Source organism: Coprobacillus sp. AF33-1AC (genome assembly GCF_003475785.1).
Taxonomy (GTDB): domain Bacteria; phylum Bacillota_I; class Bacilli_A; order Erysipelotrichales; family Coprobacillaceae; genus Faecalibacillus.
The window spans coordinates 54,146-72,391 of record NZ_QRQB01000009.1; the positions used below are offsets into that span (position 1 = coordinate 54,146).

Genomic DNA, 18,246 nt, shown 5'->3' on the forward strand with positions numbered 1-18,246 from the left:
TTTATTATTTAATTCTTAAAGCTCTTGTGGCATTCAATACAGCCAGTACCATGACACCTACATCAGCAAATATCGCAATCCACATATTAGCAATACCTAAAGCCCCTAACACTAAACATACTGCTTTGACAGTTAATGCAAAAACAATATTTTGTTTTACAATCTTTAATGTTTTTCTAGATATTTTCATTGCTTGAGAGATTTTAGCTGGATCATCATCCATTAATACAATATCCGCTGCTTCAATTGCCGCATCACTACCAAGGGCTCCCATGGCAATTCCAATGTCTGCTCTTGATAAAACGGGTGCATCATTAATACCATCTCCAACAAAAGCTAATTTATCTTTTTCACCTTTTTGTTGAAGTAATCGTTCTACTTGTTCTACCTTATCTCCAGGTAATAATTCACTATGATATTCATCCAAACCAACTTGATTAGCTACACGTTGAGCTGCATTTTCACTATCACCTGTCAACATGACAGTCTTTATACCTTGATGTTTTAATCCTGTAATAGCTTCTTTTGTTGTTTCTTTGATGACATCAGAAATAACAATACATCCGGCATATTTTTGATTTACAGCAATATAAACCACAGTTCCTTCATCATGAACTTGATCAACTACTATATTCTCACGTTTCATCAGTTTCATGTTACCGCCAAAGACAACATGCCCATCAACTGTAGCTTGTACTCCATGACCAGCAATTTCTTGAATATCTTTTACTAAATCATTATCAATCTTTTGTCCATATGCTTTCTTTAAACTTAAACTAATTGGATGATTAGAACCACTTTCTACATAGGCTCCATAATATAATAAACTATTTTGATCATATCCTGCACTTGGATAAATTCCAGTTACTTCAAATACACCTTTAGTAAGTGTTCCTGTTTTATCAAAAACAATACATTTTGTACTTGCGAGTGCTTCTAGATAATTTGACCCTTTAACAAGAATACCATTTGTTGAAGCACAACCTATTCCCCCAAAGAAACTTAATGGAATAGAAATAACAAGGGCGCAAGGACAACTAATAACCAAGAATGTTAAAGCACGAATAATCCAATCTTGAACTCTTGGTGGTTGACCCATTACCAGTAATACAAGAGGTGGAATGATAGCTAAAGCCAAAGCACTATAACATACAGCTGGGGTATAGTATTTAGCAAATTTAGTAATAAAGTTTTCTGATCTTGATTTTTTCATGCTTGAGTTTTCAACTAAATCAAGAATTTTAGATACTGTTGATTCACCAAACTCTTTAGTTGTTTTAATAGTAAGTACACCGGTCATATTAACACAACCACTTACCACTTCATCACCTACTTTAACATCACGTGGTACACTTTCACCTGTTAAAGCACTGGTATTTAAAGAAGCATGTCCTTCTTTTACAATTCCATCAATAGGTACTTTTTCACCGGTATGAACAATGATTTCACTTCCAATTTGAACATCATCAGGATCTACTTTTTCTAATTGACCATCAACCATCATATTAGCGTAGTCTGGTCTAATATCCATTAATGCTGCAATATTCTTTCTACTTTTACCTACGGCTACACTTTGGAATAATTCTCCAATTTGATAGAAAAGCATAACCGCAACGCCTTCTTTGAAATCACCTAAGCCTATCGCTCCGACTGTTGCAACAGCCATTAAAAAGTTTTCATCAAAGACTTGCTTATTTAAAATTCCCTTGAAGGCTTTCTTTAAAATATCATACCCAATAACAAAATAAGCCACTAAATACAATGCTATTTCTACATATTGATTTAATTTTGTTGTATAGCAAAGTATTGTCACTACAATTAATATTACAATTGAAATAATAATTCTTTGTAATATCTTTTTTTGTTTTTTATTCATTAAAAATCACCCTTTATAAATAAATTTCACAATCATCTTCAACTACTTTACAGTTTTTAAGAACCTCTTTCATCACTTCTTTTTCATCGACACCATCTTCAAATTCAACTTTTAATTTTAAAGTCATAAAACTTAAAGTAGCATCTTTAACACCTTTCGTATTTTTTGTTGCTTCTTCCATTTTTGCTGCACAGTTTGCACAATCTACTTCTACTTTATATGTTTTTTTCATTTTTATTTTCTCCTTATTCTTCAACATGTTCCATTCCCATGGAAATAATATTACGGACATGATCATCATCCAATGAATAGAAAATAATCTTTCCATCTCTTCTAAACTTCACTAATTTGGAATCTTTTAAGATTCTAAGTTGATGACTAACTGCTGATTGAGAAAGTCCTAGAATTTGTGCGATATCCCCAACACAAAGTTCACTTTCAAATAAAGCATAAAGAATCTTAATACGTGTAGAATCTCCAAATACTTTAAATAACTCAGCTAAATCGTATAGATATTCGTCATCAGGTTGTTTTTCTAACACACGATTAACAAGTTCTTCATGTGCTACAAGAAAATCATTTTGACTATCTGCCATTCAATCACCCTTTCTCATATGAACATATCTTCATATATAAATATATACATATATGTATTCATTGTCAATAGGATTGGTTATAATTCTTGACTTTATAAGTTAGTTTGTGCTAACTTATATATGAAGTTAGACATTGCTAACCAAAGGAGGAATAAAATGAAAGTCGTATTTGCATCAAGAACTGGAAACGTTGAGTCTATTGTTGATCGTTTAGGCGTAGACGCTTTACAAATTCAAGATGGTAGTGAAACAGTCAATGAAGATTATATTATCTTTACTTATACTGATGGATATGGAGATGTCCCTATGGAAGTAGAAGATTTCTTAAAAGGAAATAGTGAACACTTAAAAGGTGTTGTTGTTTCTGGAGATACTGGATATGGGGAAGCATATTGTCAAGCAGGTGATAAGATTGCTGATGAATATCATGTTGAATGTTTATATAAAGTAGAAAATGATGGAACAGATGACGATATTGAAGAAATTAAAAAATTAATTCAATAATGTTAGCTCATCAAAAAGAGTTTGAAACTTTATTAGTCAAACACTGTGCTTGTGTCTTACAAAACTTAAAAGTAGCGAATATGTTTCATATTCCCTGCTTTAAGTTTTCTAATCTCAAAGAATTAGTTGATTTATATAATAAGAAACTTCATCGTTTTCATCTATCTATTCGTTTATTTTATACCGGTAAAAAAAGAGTAACGATTTATCTATATCAAGAAGACTATTTATCTTCTTTATTAAATCACACACAAATTCATTCTTTTTTATGCCAGTATGATTATCCTTTAGATCATCTTGATCATACCTTAGACCACTTAGAGTACCGTTTAAACCAATATGAGGAGTACCCTCATGAAATTGGTCTCTTTCTAGGTTATCCATTATGTGATGTTTTAGGGTTTATTCACCATCAAAAATGTCAATACTGTGGATATTGGAAAGTATATAAGAATGTTCAAGATAGTTATCATCTATTTTGTCAGTTTGATCAGTGTATTAAACAAATAAATGATGAATATAGTCAAGGTAAAACGATTGAACAACTTATTATTTGTTAAAAAGAAAAGGAGAAAACAATGAGTAAAATTAAAACTATTTATGCTCGTGAAATTTTAGATTCACGTGGTAATCCAACTGTTGAAGTTGAAGTCACATTAGAAAATGGTGCTTTTGGACGTGCAAGTGTTCCTAGTGGTGCTTCAACAGGAATTCATGAAGCCGTAGAATTAAGAGATAACGATAAAAATCGTTATTTAGGTTTAGGTGTTTTAAATGCTGTTAAAAATGTCAACGATGTCATTGCACCTGCATTAGTAGGATATGATGTTTTTGATCAACGTGCTATTGATCAAGCCATGATTGAATTAGATGGAACTGAAAATAAAGGAAAATTAGGAGCTAACGCTATTTTAGGTGTTTCTTTAGCTGTTGCTAAATGTGCCGCTAACAGTTTAAATATTCCATTATATAAATATATTGGTGGAACAAACAGTCATGTTCTTCCTACACCAATGATGAATATTATTAATGGTGGTGCTCATGCTGATAATAACGTTGATTTCCAAGAATTCATGATTATGCCAGTTAATGCTCCATCGTTTAAAGAAGCTATTCGTATGGGAGCAGAAGTTTTCCATTCATTAAAAGCCGTATTAAAAGCAAAAGGATTAAATACTGCTGTTGGTGATGAAGGTGGGTTTGCTCCAAATTTAGCTTCTAACGAAGACGCTATTAAAACAATTTTAGAAGCGATTGAAAAAGCAGGATATAAACCTGGTGAAGATGTTAAATTAGCTATGGATGTTGCTTCTTCTGAATTCTATAAAGATGGTGTTTATACTTTACCTGGTGAAAACAATAAATCATTTACTTCTAAAGAATTAGTTGATTTCTATGTAGAGTTATGTGACAAATATCCAATTATTTCTATTGAAGATGGTCTTGATCAAGATGATTGGGAAGGTTGGGATTATTTAACTGAAAAATTAGGTAAAAAAGTACAATTAGTTGGTGATGATTTCTTTGTTACAAATACAAAACGTCTACAAAAAGGAATTGAACGTGGTGTCGCTAATTCTATCTTAATTAAAGTTAATCAAATTGGTACATTAACAGAAACATTAGAAGCCATTCAAATGGCTCAAAAAGCAAACTATACTGCTGTCATCTCACATCGTTCTGGTGAAACAGAAGATACAACGATTGCTGATATTGCCGTTGCTACAAATGCTGGACAAATTAAAACAGGTTCTGCTTCTAGAACAGACCGTATTGCTAAATACAATCAATTAATTAGAATTGAAGATGAATTAGGTAAACAAAGCGTTTATAGTAGTTTAGATGGTTTTTACCAATTAAAAAAATAAAGATAATGAAATAACATATGTAAAGGGGTTACTGTTAACAGTAACCCCTCTTTTAATTAAAAAATCTTTCTAAAAACAGTCCTTACAAAAGGTCATACAAAAAATAATTGTAAACATAGTGCCATAGGAAAGCATTCAACCATCAGTTTTAGCCATATAAAAAAACAATCTGCCCCTATACCATGATGTATCATATCGCAAATAAAGTTATCACAGGGACAATTTGGCATACAGTTAAACATTGTATTAATAAGGTCATAAAAATAGGTGATATTGTTTTGAAATCTGTCATCTTTCTTGCAGTCTTTATTGATCTATTCGTCATAACAAAAAAGATTAATAAAAAAACAACGATATATTCTAGCCACATCTCTTTTATTGCCATATAAAAGACTTGGCTATTTAGCGTTCCTAATTGAATCGAAAGCGTATAAATTGTCATACAAAACACCATTAAAAAAACCATAAAAATAGTAAAAATGAAACTTTGAAATTTTGTTTTTGGCATCATCTGTCTCCTCCTTGTTCTTAAAAAAAACGACATCAAATATCAATAAATAGCCACCAGACAATAGCTATACGATATTTAATGTCGTTATTTTATTTCATATTCAATTTTACGTGTCTTATCATATCATAAACTTAAAATTGACGTAAGCAGATTTTTTTAATCATTTACATTCTTTAAGGCTTCATCCATAGGGACCTTCTTAATTCTTCTCATTTGAGTAATTGATACCACAAAGTATGTTATCATTGTCATCACAAACATCTTAATATAAATAGTAGAAGGCATATAGAATGTTAACCAGCCTGAAAAATCAGCTAACATAGCTCGATAGATTGCATCTATCACTACTCTTGACAAATATAATGAAGCAAGGGTAGAAATGACAACAACCCATGTTGTCGCTGTTAAATAAAGACGATTAATCTCTTTATTTTCATAACCTAGAATTTTAACCATTGAAATTGCATTTTTATTCTTTTCAACAATAATCTTAGATAACAAGTAGATTAATAAAGCAAATAAGATAATAGCAAAAGCATCAACTAAATAGAACATTTGTCCCATAGATACATCTAATTGCCTTGATAATTTTGTTAAATCATCTTTTGTAATGGTTGTAGCGATACAGCGATCATCAATATCTTTAATCTTATGATTTGAAAAATAACCATTTGGAGCGTAAACATCAAAAGTATCTTGATATTGTTTTTCATTCATCCAGATTGATAATGCTGCTGGATAATGGTAAACACCGGCAACCTTAAATTTATACTTTTTACTTCCATATTTTTGTTTTAAAGTAATCGTATCACCTGTCTTTAATTGATATTTATCACTGTAACCATCACTAATCATAACTCCATTATTTTTCCATTTAATATCAACATAATCACTATTCTTTTTAACACCATAAACACTTATCTCATCATTACTTTGACTATGCATTGCCTTTAATGTTGTTGCATAATAACCTTCTGCTCCTTGAGTATCAGTTGGCATTGGTGCTTTTAAAACATATTGATAACGACTAATCATATTATCTTCTACTTCACTTTGATAGTGATTAAGTAATGGTGTCATCATCATACCAAACATAAGTAACACATTAGCAAAGAATATACCAACAAATAAAGTTAAATAACTTGGTATATTTTGGAAAATAATACGTAATCTAAAGCGATGGAAAAAACGTAATCTTTTAAGTGGTAATGTCTTTGTGGTTTGTTTTCTTTTAAAATCGTGTCTTAAGAATTTTAATGGACTAAGTTGAAGTTTATAACTGATCATGATGACATTAATCACTAACATCAAAATAAAAGGAATAATCGTTGTAAGGATAAATGCCTCACTATTAAATAAAGTTTTAAAGGTAGGTAAACTGTAACTTCCATAGTACATACCAGCACAAACATCTTTTAACAACGTATAACCTAAAATATTTCCAACAATACAAGCAATCACGGTTACAATAAGTGGCAAACAAATATAAAATTTCAACAATTCTTTACGACTATAACCTGAAGCTCTTAGTGTTCCAATTACTGATGCTTCACTAACAATAGTATTGTTTGTTGTTACTGCAAAGACAAAAGCCATAATGACAATTAAAATGTATAGTAAAACAACAATCATCGCTTTATCACTACCCATATCATCACCAGTAAATTTGATGGCTTGATTTAAATAATGTGGTGTATATTCTTTAATCACTGTTTTACTATTTAATACTTTTAAAAAGTCATCTGATAAGTTTTTTTCTTTCGTTTCATTTTTAGGCTGCTTTTGATAACGCCAAGCATAACTATAATGTAAATGACTTTGACCAAAATCATCAAAAGCCTTGTTTGAGGTAATAGCTACCCCAAACTTGACAGCGTCAAACATCATATCTCCATTATTAGAAAATAAAGCACTATAATCAGATAAAGCAACTAATCCAGTAATCTTAAATTTTTTATTTTTTAATGTAAGATTATCACCTATTTCAAGATGATTATTAGTTGCATACATTCTATCAATAGCGATTTGATGATCATTTTGCGGAAGTTTTCCTGACATAACACATACTTTATTTATTTTTTTATTTTGTTTAAAAATACGTAAAGTGCTTTTGACTTCTTTTGTTTTTTCTTCTACAAAATAATGACGATATATTTTAACATCTTCTTTTTTTAATTCATTAAGCAACTGTTGATTTGCTTGTTGATAGAGTTCAAAATGCCCATTTTCAATATTATATTTTTCAAAACTTTGATTGTAACTTGTTAGCATACTGTTATCAGCCACTAAAAAGCCAGAAACAAATCCAATGGTTACTACCATAAAAAGAAAAATAGCTAAATATTTACCCCATTCTTCTTTTAATAATCTCAAAATTCTTTTATTTAAAGGATTCTTCATGATTTCACCTACCATTCTAATGATGCAGCAGGCACTTTAGTTTCATTTTTATATTCTTTTAATATATGTCCATCCTTAAATAAAATGACTTGATCAGCCATTAATTTAATAGCGTCATTATGAGTAACAATAATGATCGTATTACCATATTTTGAATTAACATCTTCTATTAATTTTAAAATTTCTTTAGATGTATGATAATCTAACGCTCCCGTTGGTTCATCACATAATAAAATATCAGGATTTTTAACGATAGCTCTACCAATTGCCGTTCTTTGTTGCTGCCCACCAGATAATTGATTTGGTAATTTATAACGATGTTCATAGATTCCCAAAGTTTTCATTAAATCATCAATATCCAAAGGACTTTTACTTAAATAAGCCCCTACTTCTATATTTTCTTTAACATTTAAATTAGGAATTAAATTATAAGATTGAAATACATATCCTAGATGTTGTCTTCTATATAATGTTAATGCTTTTTCTTTCATATCACTCATCGCATCACCATCTATGCTGACAACACCACTATCAGGAGAATCTATTCCTCCAATAATATTAAGTAACGTAGATTTTCCAGAACCAGATGGTCCTAATAATACACAAATGTTACCTTTTTCAATTGAAAAGTCTATCCCTTTTAATACTTCTGTTCTATTTTCTCCTTGTCCAAAACTCTTTTTCAAGTCTTGTATCTTAAGAAACATACTTACCCCTCCTCAATAGTTATCAATCGCTAACCGAAGGTGTTTAAGAAAATGCTTTTTCAAGCATTTAAATAGTATAGGGAATATTATAGGTTAGCGACGTCTAACTTAATGTTATTTTACTCTCTACATGATTTCTTGTCAATATTACAAAAAAAGAAGTATTGCCTATCATGACAATACTTCATCTTTTAGTAAAGATGTAGATGAACCAATCGAAAATACAAATGTCGAAGCATTATGAATAAAGGATGTTGTACTCACCGGTAATAAACCTATTGCCCCTAATACAATCAAACTACTATTTAACGCTACTATTTTTGTATAGTTTCGATGAATACGATTCATCAATAATTTTGATATTTGTTTAAAGACAACAATTTGTTCAAGATCAGAAGATGTAAGCGTCACATCAGCAAGTTCTCTTGCAATATCCGAACTATCTTGTAACGAAATAGAAACATCGGCTGATGATAATGCTGGTGTATCATTCACACCATCACCGACCATAACTACCGTTCTCCCTTCTTCTTTTAGTTTCTTAACAAATTGAGCTTTATCTTCAGGAAGCACTCCTGATAAATATTCATCTATATCTAGCTCATCAGCAATAAATCGGGCTGCGTTTTCACAATCACCAGTTAACATCACAATATGACTAAAACCACTTTTTCTAAGGTCTTGTATTGTTTGTTTTGCTTCTTTTTTAAGTGGATCATAAATACTAATAATACCCGCTAATTGTCCACCAATAGCAAGATAGATAAGAGAACTTGCTCCCTCACTTTGAAGTTGATCAATCAATTGTTCAATTTCTTGCGTCTTTTCAATATCTTCATCTTCAAAAATAAAATGATCACTACCAATAACTGCTCTTTGTTCATGATAGATTGTTGCAATACCATGGGCAATAATATATTCTACCTTAGCATGTTCTTCTTCATGATGAAGATTTTCTCTTTCAGCTTGTTTAACAATAGCATTAGCTACACTATGAGGAAAATGTTCTTCTAAACAGGCTGCAATTTTTAAAATTTCTTCTCGACTATAATTTTGTAGAGGGGTTACTTTTTTAACAAATGGTTCAGCATTTGTAAGTGTTCCTGTTTTATCAAAAACAATCGTATCGGCTTGTGCCATCATTTCCATGTATTTTCCACCTTTGACCATAATAGAATGACGGCTTGCTTCCTGCATGGCACTGATCACTGATATTGAAGTAGATAGCTTAATCGCACAGGAATAATCTACCAATAAAATAGATGTAGCACGAGATAAATTTCTTGTGAGTAACAATAAACCAAAGAACCCAATAAAGCTATAAGGCACAATTGCATCAGCTAAATGCTCTGCATCAGATTGGATACTTGCTTTTAATGACTCATTCGTATCAATTAAATCAACAATTTTATTAATACGACTTTCAAATTGTAAATTTCTAACTTTAACGTAAATTTTTCCTTCTTCTACCACTGTTCCAGCAAAAACACTACTTCCAGTCTTTACCATTTTACTTAATGGTTCTCCTGTAAAGCTTGCTTCATTGATCATTCCTTCACCTAAAACAACTTCACCATCTACCGGAACCATAGAACCCATTTGGACGATGACAGTATCTCCTTTTTGTAAAGAAGCCGTAGGAATTTGTTTTTCTACATCGTCTTGTAAGACCCAAACTTTATCAACATTAACAGCTAAAGTTTCTTTTAATTGTAATGTTGTTTTCTTTTTTGTGTAGTCTTCCAACAATTGAGAGATAGATAACAAGAACATAATGTTTCTTGCTGTATTCCATTGTTTAGATAGCAATGAAACTGTAATACTGGTTGCATCTAAAACAGGAACATCTACTCTTTTATGTCTTAAAGAATTCAATCCTTCTTTAAGATATTGGATAGCTTGGTATAAAGTTAAAGCATTTCTAATTGGAAAAGGTAAAAATAATTTAGATGCATATCTTGTTGCTAGCATTTTAGCAAATTGTTGAATGTATTGATCATTCACATTTCTTTGAACAACTAAATAATGATAATCAGATATTGTTTTTTTATAAGGCTCAATATCAAAACTTCTAATATCTAATTGTTTAATATTTTCTAATAATGCTGCTTTTTGATTAACATCATAAATAAATAATATACTTCCAGTTCGTTCATTGACTTCAACTTTATTAACTCCATCCCATTTAGATAAAGCAAAACGTAAAGCTAAAGCTTTATCTTGTGAAAATAAGTATCTTCCATAGCGAATTCTCATTCTCCCTGGAATATCATGAACAACCTGATACTTTAGCATAGATTATTCACCAGCTCTTTTATTTTTAGCTTCTTCGTAGATATCTTTAGCATCTTCTACGATTGTATCATATGTAGCCATAGCGTTATCTTTTACTTGCATACCAGAAGCAATTGATTTAACTGCCATTTTTCTAGCACAATCACTTTTAACAAAGCGAGTTCCTGCTACTGTAGCCACAACTCCTCCTACAAATGATAATAATGTTTTGTTTTTTAATAAATCTTTCATAATATACACTCCTTTTATCTTGTCAAAATCATGACTATTTTTTATTATCATACCACTTTTTTAATAATTCCTAGTGGTTTAATAACCAATAATGATAAAAACCAATTCTAAATAGAATTGGTTATCAACATAAGTGTTACAACAGATTCTATTTTTGTTATTTGTATTTATTCTTTTTTCTTATTTTTTCAATAATACTATAAATAATCACACCTATAACATAAATAACAATAACACCTAAAAACATATAAAACATTGATCCACTCGAATCACCCATGATGTTTCTCCTTCTTTTGGTCACGATAATAATCTTCTAAAGGAGATGAACATTGACTACATCCTGCACATATTCCATTACAACTATGACTATCTTTCTTTTTAAAGAAATGAGTATAAATCACCCATCCACAATAGGCACCGATTAATAATATAATAATGACATTAACCATAAACTCTCCTCCTTTAGTTAAAAATCCGGGTTAATATCCGGATTGAATTATGCTTCTACTGATCTCTTTGAGTAAACCTTTTGATCTTTATATGGATCAGGTCTAAATAACATATACAACATGAATGCAAGAACAACGAAGGCAACAACTGTCCAGAATCCAAATGTTCCGTATAATACTAATGATCCAATTTGATATACCATTAATGAAACAGCATAAGCAAATATATTTTGGAATAAGATAGCAAACCAGAACCATTTTCTATCATTTAATTCGTTAGCCATTGTTGAAATAGCTGCTAAACATGGTGAATCTAATAAGTTGAAGATTAAGAATGATAATGCAGCCATAGCTGTTGGGAACCATTTAGCAACACCACCAGCAACATTAATTGCATCTTCAGTATCTCCAGCAACATTTGCTAAAACACCCATTGTAGAAACGATAGCTTCTTTTGCTGAGAATCCAGTTAATGATGAAGCTACTGCTTGCCAGTTATCAAATCCAAGAGGAGCGAAGATTGGAGCAATAAATCCACCAATAACAGCGATTAAACTGTTTCCAGCATCTTTAACAATACCAAATGATCCACTTTCAAATCCAAATGTTGATAAGAACCAAATAACGATACAAGCAACAACTAAAATTGTACCTGCTTTAATTAAGAATGCTTTTAATCTTTCCCATACATGTAATAATACTGTTTTAACACTAGGAATATGATATTGAGGTAATTCCATAACGAATGGTGCAGGTTTACCTGAGAATGGTTTTGTTTTCTTTAAGATAATTGCAGCAACTAATACAGCAACAATTCCCATGAAGTACATAGCAGGAGCAATAAATCCTCCAGCTTTCCATCCAGCAACTTTACCAGCCATAACTCCACCTAATAAAGCAATAACAGGTAATTTAGCTCCACAAGGAATAAATGTAGCTGTCATAATAGTTAAACGACGATCGTTATCTTGTTCGATTGTTTTTGATGCCATAATAGCAGGAACCCCACAACCAGAACCAATTAATAATGGAATAAAGCTTTTTCCAGATAATCCAAAATATCTAAATACTCTATCCATAACGAATGCAATACGTACCATATATCCACAATCTTCTAAGATTGATAAGAATAAGAATAAGATTGCCATTTGTGGTGCAAATCCAATAACAGCACCAACACCACCAATAATACCATCTACGATAACAGCAGATAATAAACCACTTGCTCCAATAGATGATAAGAATCCAGCAACTGCATCTTGAATAGCTACAACAAAGACATCATTTGTCCAATCAGTAACAAATGTACCAACTGTTGTTACTGAAATATGATAAACAACGTACATAATAACTAAGAAAATAGGAATTCCTAAAAATCTATTTGTAACAATTTTATCAATTTTATCTGATAAAGTTAATTTTTCTTTTGGTTTTTCAACTGTTGTTGAAATAAGCTTTTGAATGTAAGTATAACGTCCATCAGTAACAACACTTTCCATATCATCATCAAATTCTTTTTCTAATGATGTTCTTAATGCTGCTACTTTTTCATTAGCTTGACTATCTAAAGTAATTTGATTCATTACTTTTTCGTCATTTTCTAATACTTTAACTGCATACCATCTTTTTTTATTAGCAGCAATTCTATTTGATAATAAAGGTGTTACTTCATTAATAGCTGCTTCAATTTTTTCATCAAAAACAGCACCTGGTAAAGCATGTTCAGATTTTTTAGCAACCTTAACTGCTTCATTAATTAATTCTTTTAAACCTTTACCTTTTAATGCTGATGTTTCAATAATTGGACATCCAAGAACCATAGATAAACGTTTAATATCAATCTTTAATCCTCTTTTAGCAATTAAATCAGCCATATTTAATGCAATAACAACAGGAACTCCTGTTTCAATTAATTGTGTAGTTAAATATAAGTTTCTTTCAATATTTGTTGCATCAACAATATCTAAGATAACATCAGGATCTTCATTTAATAGAAAATCACGACTGACAACTTCTTCTAATGTATAAGGTGAAAGAGAATAAATACCTGGTAAGTCAACAACAGTAATGTTATCTTCCTTATTCCCTTTAATTTTACCTTCCTTCTTTTCTACAGTAACCCCTGGCCAGTTACCAACATATTGATTAGCACCAGTTAAAGCGTTAAACATTGTTGTTTTCCCGCAGTTAGGATTACCTGCTAGCGCGAATTTAATATTCATCGTTCTATCCTCTCCTCATTACTTTACTTTCACTTCAACGCATTGTGCATCATTTTTTCTTACAGTAAGTTCATATCCTCTTACAGTAAGTTCGACTGGATCACCTAATGGAGCTACTTTTCTAATATAAAGTTCAACTCCCTTTGTGATTCCCATATCCATGATACGTCTTTTATAAGCGCCGTCACCTTCGATTTTAGTAACAATGACTGTACTCCCAACTTCCACTTCGTTAAGTTTCACAAACCATTCCCCTTTCTATCACTCTTTGCTAAATCATGATATGTTTTGCCATATCTTCATTAATCGCAATTCGAGAATCTTTGACATTAACAATAACATTTCCACCAATTGTAGATAAAACCGTTACTTGTTCACCAACAATGAAACCAAGATTATTTAAAAATCTTCTTGTTTCTTCATTACCGCCAATTCTCGTAATTGTTCCAACTTCTCCATTGTTTAACATTGTTAAAGGCATCTTTATTCCCTCCTCAAAGATTACTCTATGCTAATTTGATTAGTAAAGGCTAACTTGATATCCAAAAAAAATTAGTTAGTCCTTCCTAACTTCACCTATAATATATGCCTCTTGATATATTTTGTCAATAAAAAAAGTTAACATTAACTAACTTTGTTTCATACATGAAACACAAACACAAAATGAAAACCTTTTCAACTTATCTATACAATAAAAATGTATCTCCGTTGTCTTTTATTAATTATTTATGATACAATAATAAAAAGAGGTGATAACATGCATTTACAAGAATCTGGAGAAATGTATCTAGAAACAATTTACGTTCTAGCAAATAGAAATAAAGATGTTCGTTCAATAGATATAGCAAGAGAACTTAACTATTCTAAGCCAAGTGTCTCAAGAGCCATGAGCATCTTAAAAAAAGATGAATATATTGATGTCGATAGTAAAGGATACATTGTCTTAACTCAAAAAGGACTTGAAGTTGCATCTCGTATTTATGATCGTCATGACACTCTATCTGCTTTCTTTGAAAGTTTAGGTGTAAGTCACGAAACTGCTGTTAACGATGCATGTCGCATTGAGCATGTTATTAGTGATGAGACAATGCAACGAATTAAAGATACAATGAGTAAATAAAAAGATTTATCATTAAGCTCATACTTGATGATTAAGAGGTACATCATGTACCTCTTTTTTATACTATAAAATAAAAATCAGAAGAATATCACTACCGGATAACTCTTCTGATTTCATTATGTCATTTTAAACCAATGACATGATCTAACGATCTGTTGTTTATTTATTTAAAATTCTTATAGATGGTTGTGAAAAGGATTTGGCTAAATTGTAGTTCTATAAGAATATTAAATCAAGACGATGGAGCATATAATAACACTCATTTGAATAAGTAATGTTATGATGCTCCATTTTAATTTCTGTTTCATCATCATATCACTCTTTCTCGTTAGTCTTAACTAACTACACTTGTATGTTAGCACAGGCTAACTTAAGTGTCAACTAATTTATATATTTTTTTATTTCCTTATTATTTACAAACAAAATTGAGTAACATATATCTTTTCTGATAAGATTCATATATAATATTCTTTAATAATACAATGAAGGAAAGAGAGGTGAAAATATGCCAAGACCAGGAACTGGCGGAGGGGGACATCGTTCATCTGGTGGACATTCAAGCAGCCGTGTTGGGGGCGGTCATCATGTAGGTAGTTCATCTAGCAGACCTACAGGAAATCACAGTTCTTCACACGGATTTGGTGGTGGATACTATCACGAACCACCTAGATGGGGATATCATGGTTATCATCGTAATGTCTATTCAAGCTCATCAAGTGGTTTAGGAACTTTAATTGCTTGTTTAGTTATTTTTGTAGTTATTATTTTTGGATTCTTTATGATGAGTAGTGAAGATAAGCCAACTTCAACTATTAATAGAGAAAAAATTGAAAATCCCGTAGCTTATGACAATAACTGCATTAAAGATGAGTTAGGATATATTGAAAACCAAGCAAAGCTTTCAAAGAATCTTAAAAATTTTTATAACAAGACAGGCATCCAACCTTACATTTATTTAAAGAGCTATGATGAAACACTTACAAGTGACAGCCAAAAAAATGATTATGCACAAAATTGGTATGATCAAAATATTGATAATGAAGATACCTTCTTATTTATTTATTTTGGAGAACAAAATTCTAATGAAGTAGGTTATATGTCATATGTCAATGGAAAACAAGTGACATCAGTTATGGATAGTGAAGCTGTTGATATTTTTTGGAACTATGTAGATCGTTACTGGACAGATGATTCACTTTCTACAGTAGATGTTTTTACAAAAACATTTAATTCAACAGCTAAAACAATTATGACAAAATCAACAACCTCTAAGGATATTATTAAAATCGTTTGTATTATTGTTGGAATTGTCATTGTCATTGGTGGTGTGATTTACATCTTACGCATGAAATTTAAACGTGATAAAGAAAAAGCAAAAGAAACAATTGAGATTTTAAAAACGCCTCTTGATAAATCAGATGAATTAAGAGACAAATATTTAAACGAAGAAAGGAAAGAATAAACATGGGAATTTTAACAAGATTTACAGATATTATGAAAAGCAACATTAACGCTTTATTAGACAAATGTGAAGATCCAGCAAAAATGATTGATCAAACATTAAGAGATTTAAGAGAAGATCTTGCTGAAGTAAAAAAAGAAACAGCTAATATTATTGCTGATGCAAAAAGCGCAGATCGCCAAGTCAAAGAATGTGAAGCAGATATCGCTAAATATACTACTGCTGCTCAAAATGCATTAAAAGCAGGAAATGAAGATGATGCAAGAACGCTTATCGCTAAAAAACAACAATATGAAAATAATCTCATTTCTTACAAAAAAACACAAGAACTTACTAACGCTAACGCTGATAAAATGCGTCTAATGCATGATAAATTAGTTAACGATATTGAAACATTAGAAGCAAAAAGAGACGCTATTAAAGCTACTGTTGCTTCTGCAAAAGCACAAGAACATATAAATAAAATTGTATCCGGTGGCGATAAAGCTAAATCATCTATGGAATCATTTGAACGTTATGAAAAGAAAGCTGAAAAAATGTTGGATGCGGCAACTGCTGAAGCAGAGTTAAATGCACATACAAGTGCAGCTTCATCCCTTGCAGATAAATACACATCAAATGGAAGCGACACTTCAGTTGAAGATGAATTAGCAGCAATGAAAGCCAAATTAGGTTTATAACATTTCAAGAATATACATTTGTATATTCTTTTTTTTGTATTATAATGTCGTCGAGGTGAAACTATGAATAAGAATAACTATCATACCCATACATCCAGATGTTTTCACGCTATTGGACAAGATGAAGAATATGTACAGGCAGCCATTCAAGCTGGTATACAAGAACTTGGTTTTTCTGATCATACCCCTTGGCATTATCATTCTTCTTTCAAGGCAACAATGCGTATGCCTGAAAGTCAATTAGATGATTATATTCAAAGCATTCGAACTCTTAAAGAAAAATATAAAAATCAAATTTCTATTAAAATTGGTTTAGAATGTGAATATTTTGAAAGATACATGCCTTGGCTTGAAAAAATGCTTAAGGATAAAAAGATTGATTATATTATTTTAGGAAATCATTATCAAGATACAGATGAAAACCACGTTTATTTTGGTTTTCCTCTTTCTAAAGATCAACTAACAAGTTATGTTGATCACTGTATTAAAGCCATTGACAGTGGTTTATATAGTTATATTGCTCATCCTGACCTTGCCCATTATGATACAAAAAGTGAAGAATATAAAAAAGAGATGTCCCGTTTATGTAAATATGCAAAAGAACATCATATGCCTTTAGAGTTTAATTTACTAGGATATAAAGATCATCGTCATTATCCTCACCCTGATTTTTGGAAGATTGCAAGTTATTATCAAAATGACGTGATTATTGGCTTTGATGCACATCATCCTGATAGTTTAAAGGATAACAAAATATATGAAAAAGCCTATCAATATCTACAAACACTTGATGTTCATATAATTGATACAATTTCTTTTTTAACCGATAAGTAAAAAGAGTTGGATTTATCATCCAACTCTTTTATTATTATTTTTTAAAATCTTCAATCATTTTTAATCCTTGGTCAAGTACTTTTCCACCATCCATCATACCATATGTTCTCATATCAATAACATCAACTGGAATAGCGTTCTTTACTTGTTCTCTAATACCATTTAAACGGAAACGAACTTGTGGTCCAATTAAGATAACATCAGCTGGATCAGCTTCATATTCACTTAATAATTGGCTTTCACTTACCGCCCAAATTTTTGCATCTAATCCTCTTTTTTCTGCTTCTTTTTGCATACGAGTTACAAGTAAACTTGTTGACATACCTGCACTACAAGCTAACATAATTTTTACCATAAAAAATACCTATCCTCCTTAATTTCATTATACAACTTTCATTCTTTAGATGAAAGCGGTTTATGATGATAAATTAAAAAACTAACCATTTTATTGTGAACCCCAAAAGTTGGACTTAAATTTTAAATCGATTATA

At 30.9% G+C, this 18,246-nt stretch carries 20 protein-coding genes; 7 read left to right on the forward strand and 13 right to left on the reverse strand.

Annotated features, from left to right (window positions below):
- Positions 1-4: 4 nt before the first annotated feature.
- From DWZ53_RS04960 to DWZ53_RS04970, 3 genes are read right to left on the reverse strand one after another with little or no spacing between them, the layout of a single operon-like run.
- Positions 5-1,876, reverse strand: coding sequence for a heavy metal translocating P-type ATPase (locus DWZ53_RS04960; RefSeq protein WP_118432585.1), 1,872 nt, complete (start codon positions 1,874-1,876; stop codon positions 5-7).
- 13 nt (positions 1,877-1,889) lie between these two features.
- Positions 1,890-2,108 (reverse strand): cation transporter, encoded by a 219-nt coding sequence (locus DWZ53_RS04965; protein ID WP_118432587.1) that lies wholly within the window; start codon positions 2,106-2,108, stop codon positions 1,890-1,892.
- A 13-nt stretch (positions 2,109-2,121) separates the two neighbouring features.
- The gene (locus DWZ53_RS04970; RefSeq protein ID WP_118432589.1) at positions 2,122-2,472 is read right to left on the reverse strand and encodes a metalloregulator ArsR/SmtB family transcription factor; all 351 of its coding nucleotides are present in this window, start codon (positions 2,470-2,472) and stop codon (positions 2,122-2,124) included.
- Between the two features lie 156 nt (positions 2,473-2,628).
- On the opposite strand from DWZ53_RS04970, the gene nrdI reads away from it, so the two are divergent.
- Genes nrdI through eno form a run of 3 tightly spaced genes read left to right on the forward strand, consistent with a single transcriptional unit; the run spans position 2,629 to position 4,844 of the window.
- Complete coding sequence (gene nrdI, locus DWZ53_RS04975; RefSeq protein WP_118432591.1) at positions 2,629-2,976, forward strand: class Ib ribonucleoside-diphosphate reductase assembly flavoprotein NrdI; 348 nt, start codon at positions 2,629-2,631, stop codon at positions 2,974-2,976.
- Entirely contained in the window at positions 2,976-3,536 is a 561-nt protein-coding gene (locus DWZ53_RS04980; protein WP_118432593.1) for a DUF3793 family protein, read from the forward strand. The genes nrdI and DWZ53_RS04980 overlap by 1 nt, the downstream gene beginning before the upstream one ends.
- Positions 3,537-3,554: 18 nt before the next feature.
- Entirely contained in the window at positions 3,555-4,844 is a 1,290-nt protein-coding gene (eno, locus tag DWZ53_RS04985; protein WP_118432595.1) for a phosphopyruvate hydratase, read from the forward strand.
- Between the two features lie 190 nt (positions 4,845-5,034).
- Here the strand turns inward: eno and DWZ53_RS04990 are convergent, their stop codons facing one another.
- From DWZ53_RS04990 to DWZ53_RS05030, 9 genes are all read right to left on the reverse strand, one after another.
- Positions 5,035-5,355 carry a hypothetical protein gene (locus DWZ53_RS04990; RefSeq protein ID WP_118432596.1) on the reverse strand — a complete coding sequence of 107 codons (321 nt, stop codon included), beginning with the start codon at positions 5,353-5,355 and terminating at the stop codon, positions 5,035-5,037.
- Positions 5,356-5,511: 156 nt separating this feature from the next.
- Positions 5,512-7,755, reverse strand: coding sequence for an ABC transporter permease (locus DWZ53_RS04995; protein WP_118432597.1), 2,244 nt, complete (start codon positions 7,753-7,755; stop codon positions 5,512-5,514).
- Positions 7,756-7,763: 8 nt separating this feature from the next.
- Positions 7,764-8,462, reverse strand: coding sequence for an ABC transporter ATP-binding protein (locus DWZ53_RS05000; RefSeq protein ID WP_118432598.1), 699 nt, complete (start codon positions 8,460-8,462; stop codon positions 7,764-7,766).
- Positions 8,463-8,633: 171 nt separating this feature from the next.
- Positions 8,634-10,757 carry a heavy metal translocating P-type ATPase gene (locus DWZ53_RS05005; RefSeq protein WP_118432599.1) on the reverse strand — a complete coding sequence of 708 codons (2,124 nt, stop codon included), beginning with the start codon at positions 10,755-10,757 and terminating at the stop codon, positions 8,634-8,636.
- Between the two features lie 3 nt (positions 10,758-10,760).
- Complete coding sequence (locus tag DWZ53_RS05010) at positions 10,761-10,988, reverse strand: DUF6110 family protein (RefSeq protein WP_118432600.1); 228 nt, start codon at positions 10,986-10,988, stop codon at positions 10,761-10,763.
- 269 nt (positions 10,989-11,257) lie between these two features.
- Positions 11,258-11,437 carry a FeoB-associated Cys-rich membrane protein gene (locus DWZ53_RS05015; RefSeq protein WP_118432601.1) on the reverse strand — a complete coding sequence of 60 codons (180 nt, stop codon included), beginning with the start codon at positions 11,435-11,437 and terminating at the stop codon, positions 11,258-11,260.
- A 47-nt stretch (positions 11,438-11,484) separates the two neighbouring features.
- Entirely contained in the window at positions 11,485-13,659 is a 2,175-nt protein-coding gene (gene feoB, locus DWZ53_RS05020) for a ferrous iron transport protein B (protein WP_118432602.1), read from the reverse strand.
- 18 nt (positions 13,660-13,677) lie between these two features.
- Positions 13,678-13,902 carry a ferrous iron transport protein A gene (locus DWZ53_RS05025; protein ID WP_118432603.1) on the reverse strand — a complete coding sequence of 75 codons (225 nt, stop codon included), beginning with the start codon at positions 13,900-13,902 and terminating at the stop codon, positions 13,678-13,680.
- 28 nt (positions 13,903-13,930) lie between these two features.
- Positions 13,931-14,140: a FeoA family protein gene (locus tag DWZ53_RS05030; protein WP_118432604.1), complete on the reverse strand. Its 210-nt coding sequence runs from the start codon at positions 14,138-14,140 to the stop codon at positions 13,931-13,933.
- A 276-nt stretch (positions 14,141-14,416) separates the two neighbouring features.
- On the opposite strand from DWZ53_RS05030, the gene DWZ53_RS05035 reads away from it, so the two are divergent.
- The 4 genes from DWZ53_RS05035 (at position 14,417) to DWZ53_RS05050 (ending at position 17,755) form a co-directional block, all read left to right on the forward strand.
- Positions 14,417-14,779: a metal-dependent transcriptional regulator gene (locus DWZ53_RS05035; protein WP_118432605.1), complete on the forward strand. Its 363-nt coding sequence runs from the start codon at positions 14,417-14,419 to the stop codon at positions 14,777-14,779.
- A gap of 505 nt (positions 14,780-15,284) precedes the next feature.
- Complete coding sequence (locus tag DWZ53_RS05040; protein WP_118432606.1) at positions 15,285-16,241, forward strand: hypothetical protein; 957 nt, start codon at positions 15,285-15,287, stop codon at positions 16,239-16,241.
- Between the two features lie 2 nt (positions 16,242-16,243).
- On the forward strand, positions 16,244-16,921 hold the full coding sequence (locus DWZ53_RS05045) for a PspA/IM30 family protein (RefSeq protein ID WP_118432607.1): 678 nt from the start codon (positions 16,244-16,246) through the stop codon (positions 16,919-16,921).
- A gap of 63 nt (positions 16,922-16,984) precedes the next feature.
- On the forward strand, positions 16,985-17,755 hold the full coding sequence (locus DWZ53_RS05050) for a histidinol-phosphatase (RefSeq protein WP_118432608.1): 771 nt from the start codon (positions 16,985-16,987) through the stop codon (positions 17,753-17,755).
- Between the two features lie 34 nt (positions 17,756-17,789).
- Here the strand turns inward: DWZ53_RS05050 and DWZ53_RS05055 are convergent, their stop codons facing one another.
- Complete coding sequence (locus DWZ53_RS05055; RefSeq protein ID WP_118432609.1) at positions 17,790-18,110, reverse strand: PTS sugar transporter subunit IIB; 321 nt, start codon at positions 18,108-18,110, stop codon at positions 17,790-17,792.
- Positions 18,111-18,246: the final 136 nt, after the last annotated feature.

Coding starts and splice junctions, on each gene's coding strand:
- DWZ53_RS05045 (WP_118432607.1), top strand. CDS start 16,244: ATGGGAATTTTAACAAGATTTACAGATATTATGAAAAGCAACATTAAC.
- DWZ53_RS04965 (WP_118432587.1), bottom strand. CDS start 2,108: ATGAAAAAAACATATAAAGTAGAAGTAGATTGTGCAAACTGTGCAGCA.
- DWZ53_RS05005 (WP_118432599.1), bottom strand. CDS start 10,757: ATGCTAAAGTATCAGGTTGTTCATGATATTCCAGGGAGAATGAGAATT.
- DWZ53_RS04970 (WP_118432589.1), bottom strand. CDS start 2,472: ATGGCAGATAGTCAAAATGATTTTCTTGTAGCACATGAAGAACTTGTT.
- DWZ53_RS05030 (WP_118432604.1), bottom strand. CDS start 14,140: ATGCCTTTAACAATGTTAAACAATGGAGAAGTTGGAACAATTACGAGA.
- DWZ53_RS05040 (WP_118432606.1), top strand. CDS start 15,285: ATGCCAAGACCAGGAACTGGCGGAGGGGGACATCGTTCATCTGGTGGA.
- DWZ53_RS04990 (WP_118432596.1), bottom strand. CDS start 5,355: ATGATGCCAAAAACAAAATTTCAAAGTTTCATTTTTACTATTTTTATG.
- DWZ53_RS05015 (WP_118432601.1), bottom strand. CDS start 11,437: ATGGTTAATGTCATTATTATATTATTAATCGGTGCCTATTGTGGATGG.
- DWZ53_RS04980 (WP_118432593.1), top strand. CDS start 2,976: ATGTTAGCTCATCAAAAAGAGTTTGAAACTTTATTAGTCAAACACTGT.
- DWZ53_RS05035 (WP_118432605.1), top strand. CDS start 14,417: ATGCATTTACAAGAATCTGGAGAAATGTATCTAGAAACAATTTACGTT.
- feoB (WP_118432602.1), bottom strand. CDS start 13,659: ATGAATATTAAATTCGCGCTAGCAGGTAATCCTAACTGCGGGAAAACA.
- DWZ53_RS04960 (WP_118432585.1), bottom strand. CDS start 1,876: ATGAATAAAAAACAAAAAAAGATATTACAAAGAATTATTATTTCAATT.
- DWZ53_RS05000 (WP_118432598.1), bottom strand. CDS start 8,462: ATGTTTCTTAAGATACAAGACTTGAAAAAGAGTTTTGGACAAGGAGAA.
- DWZ53_RS05010 (WP_118432600.1), bottom strand. CDS start 10,988: ATGAAAGATTTATTAAAAAACAAAACATTATTATCATTTGTAGGAGGA.
- nrdI (WP_118432591.1), top strand. CDS start 2,629: ATGAAAGTCGTATTTGCATCAAGAACTGGAAACGTTGAGTCTATTGTT.
- DWZ53_RS05050 (WP_118432608.1), top strand. CDS start 16,985: ATGAATAAGAATAACTATCATACCCATACATCCAGATGTTTTCACGCT.
- DWZ53_RS04995 (WP_118432597.1), bottom strand. CDS start 7,755: ATGAAGAATCCTTTAAATAAAAGAATTTTGAGATTATTAAAAGAAGAA.
- eno (WP_118432595.1), top strand. CDS start 3,555: ATGAGTAAAATTAAAACTATTTATGCTCGTGAAATTTTAGATTCACGT.
- DWZ53_RS05055 (WP_118432609.1), bottom strand. CDS start 18,110: ATGGTAAAAATTATGTTAGCTTGTAGTGCAGGTATGTCAACAAGTTTA.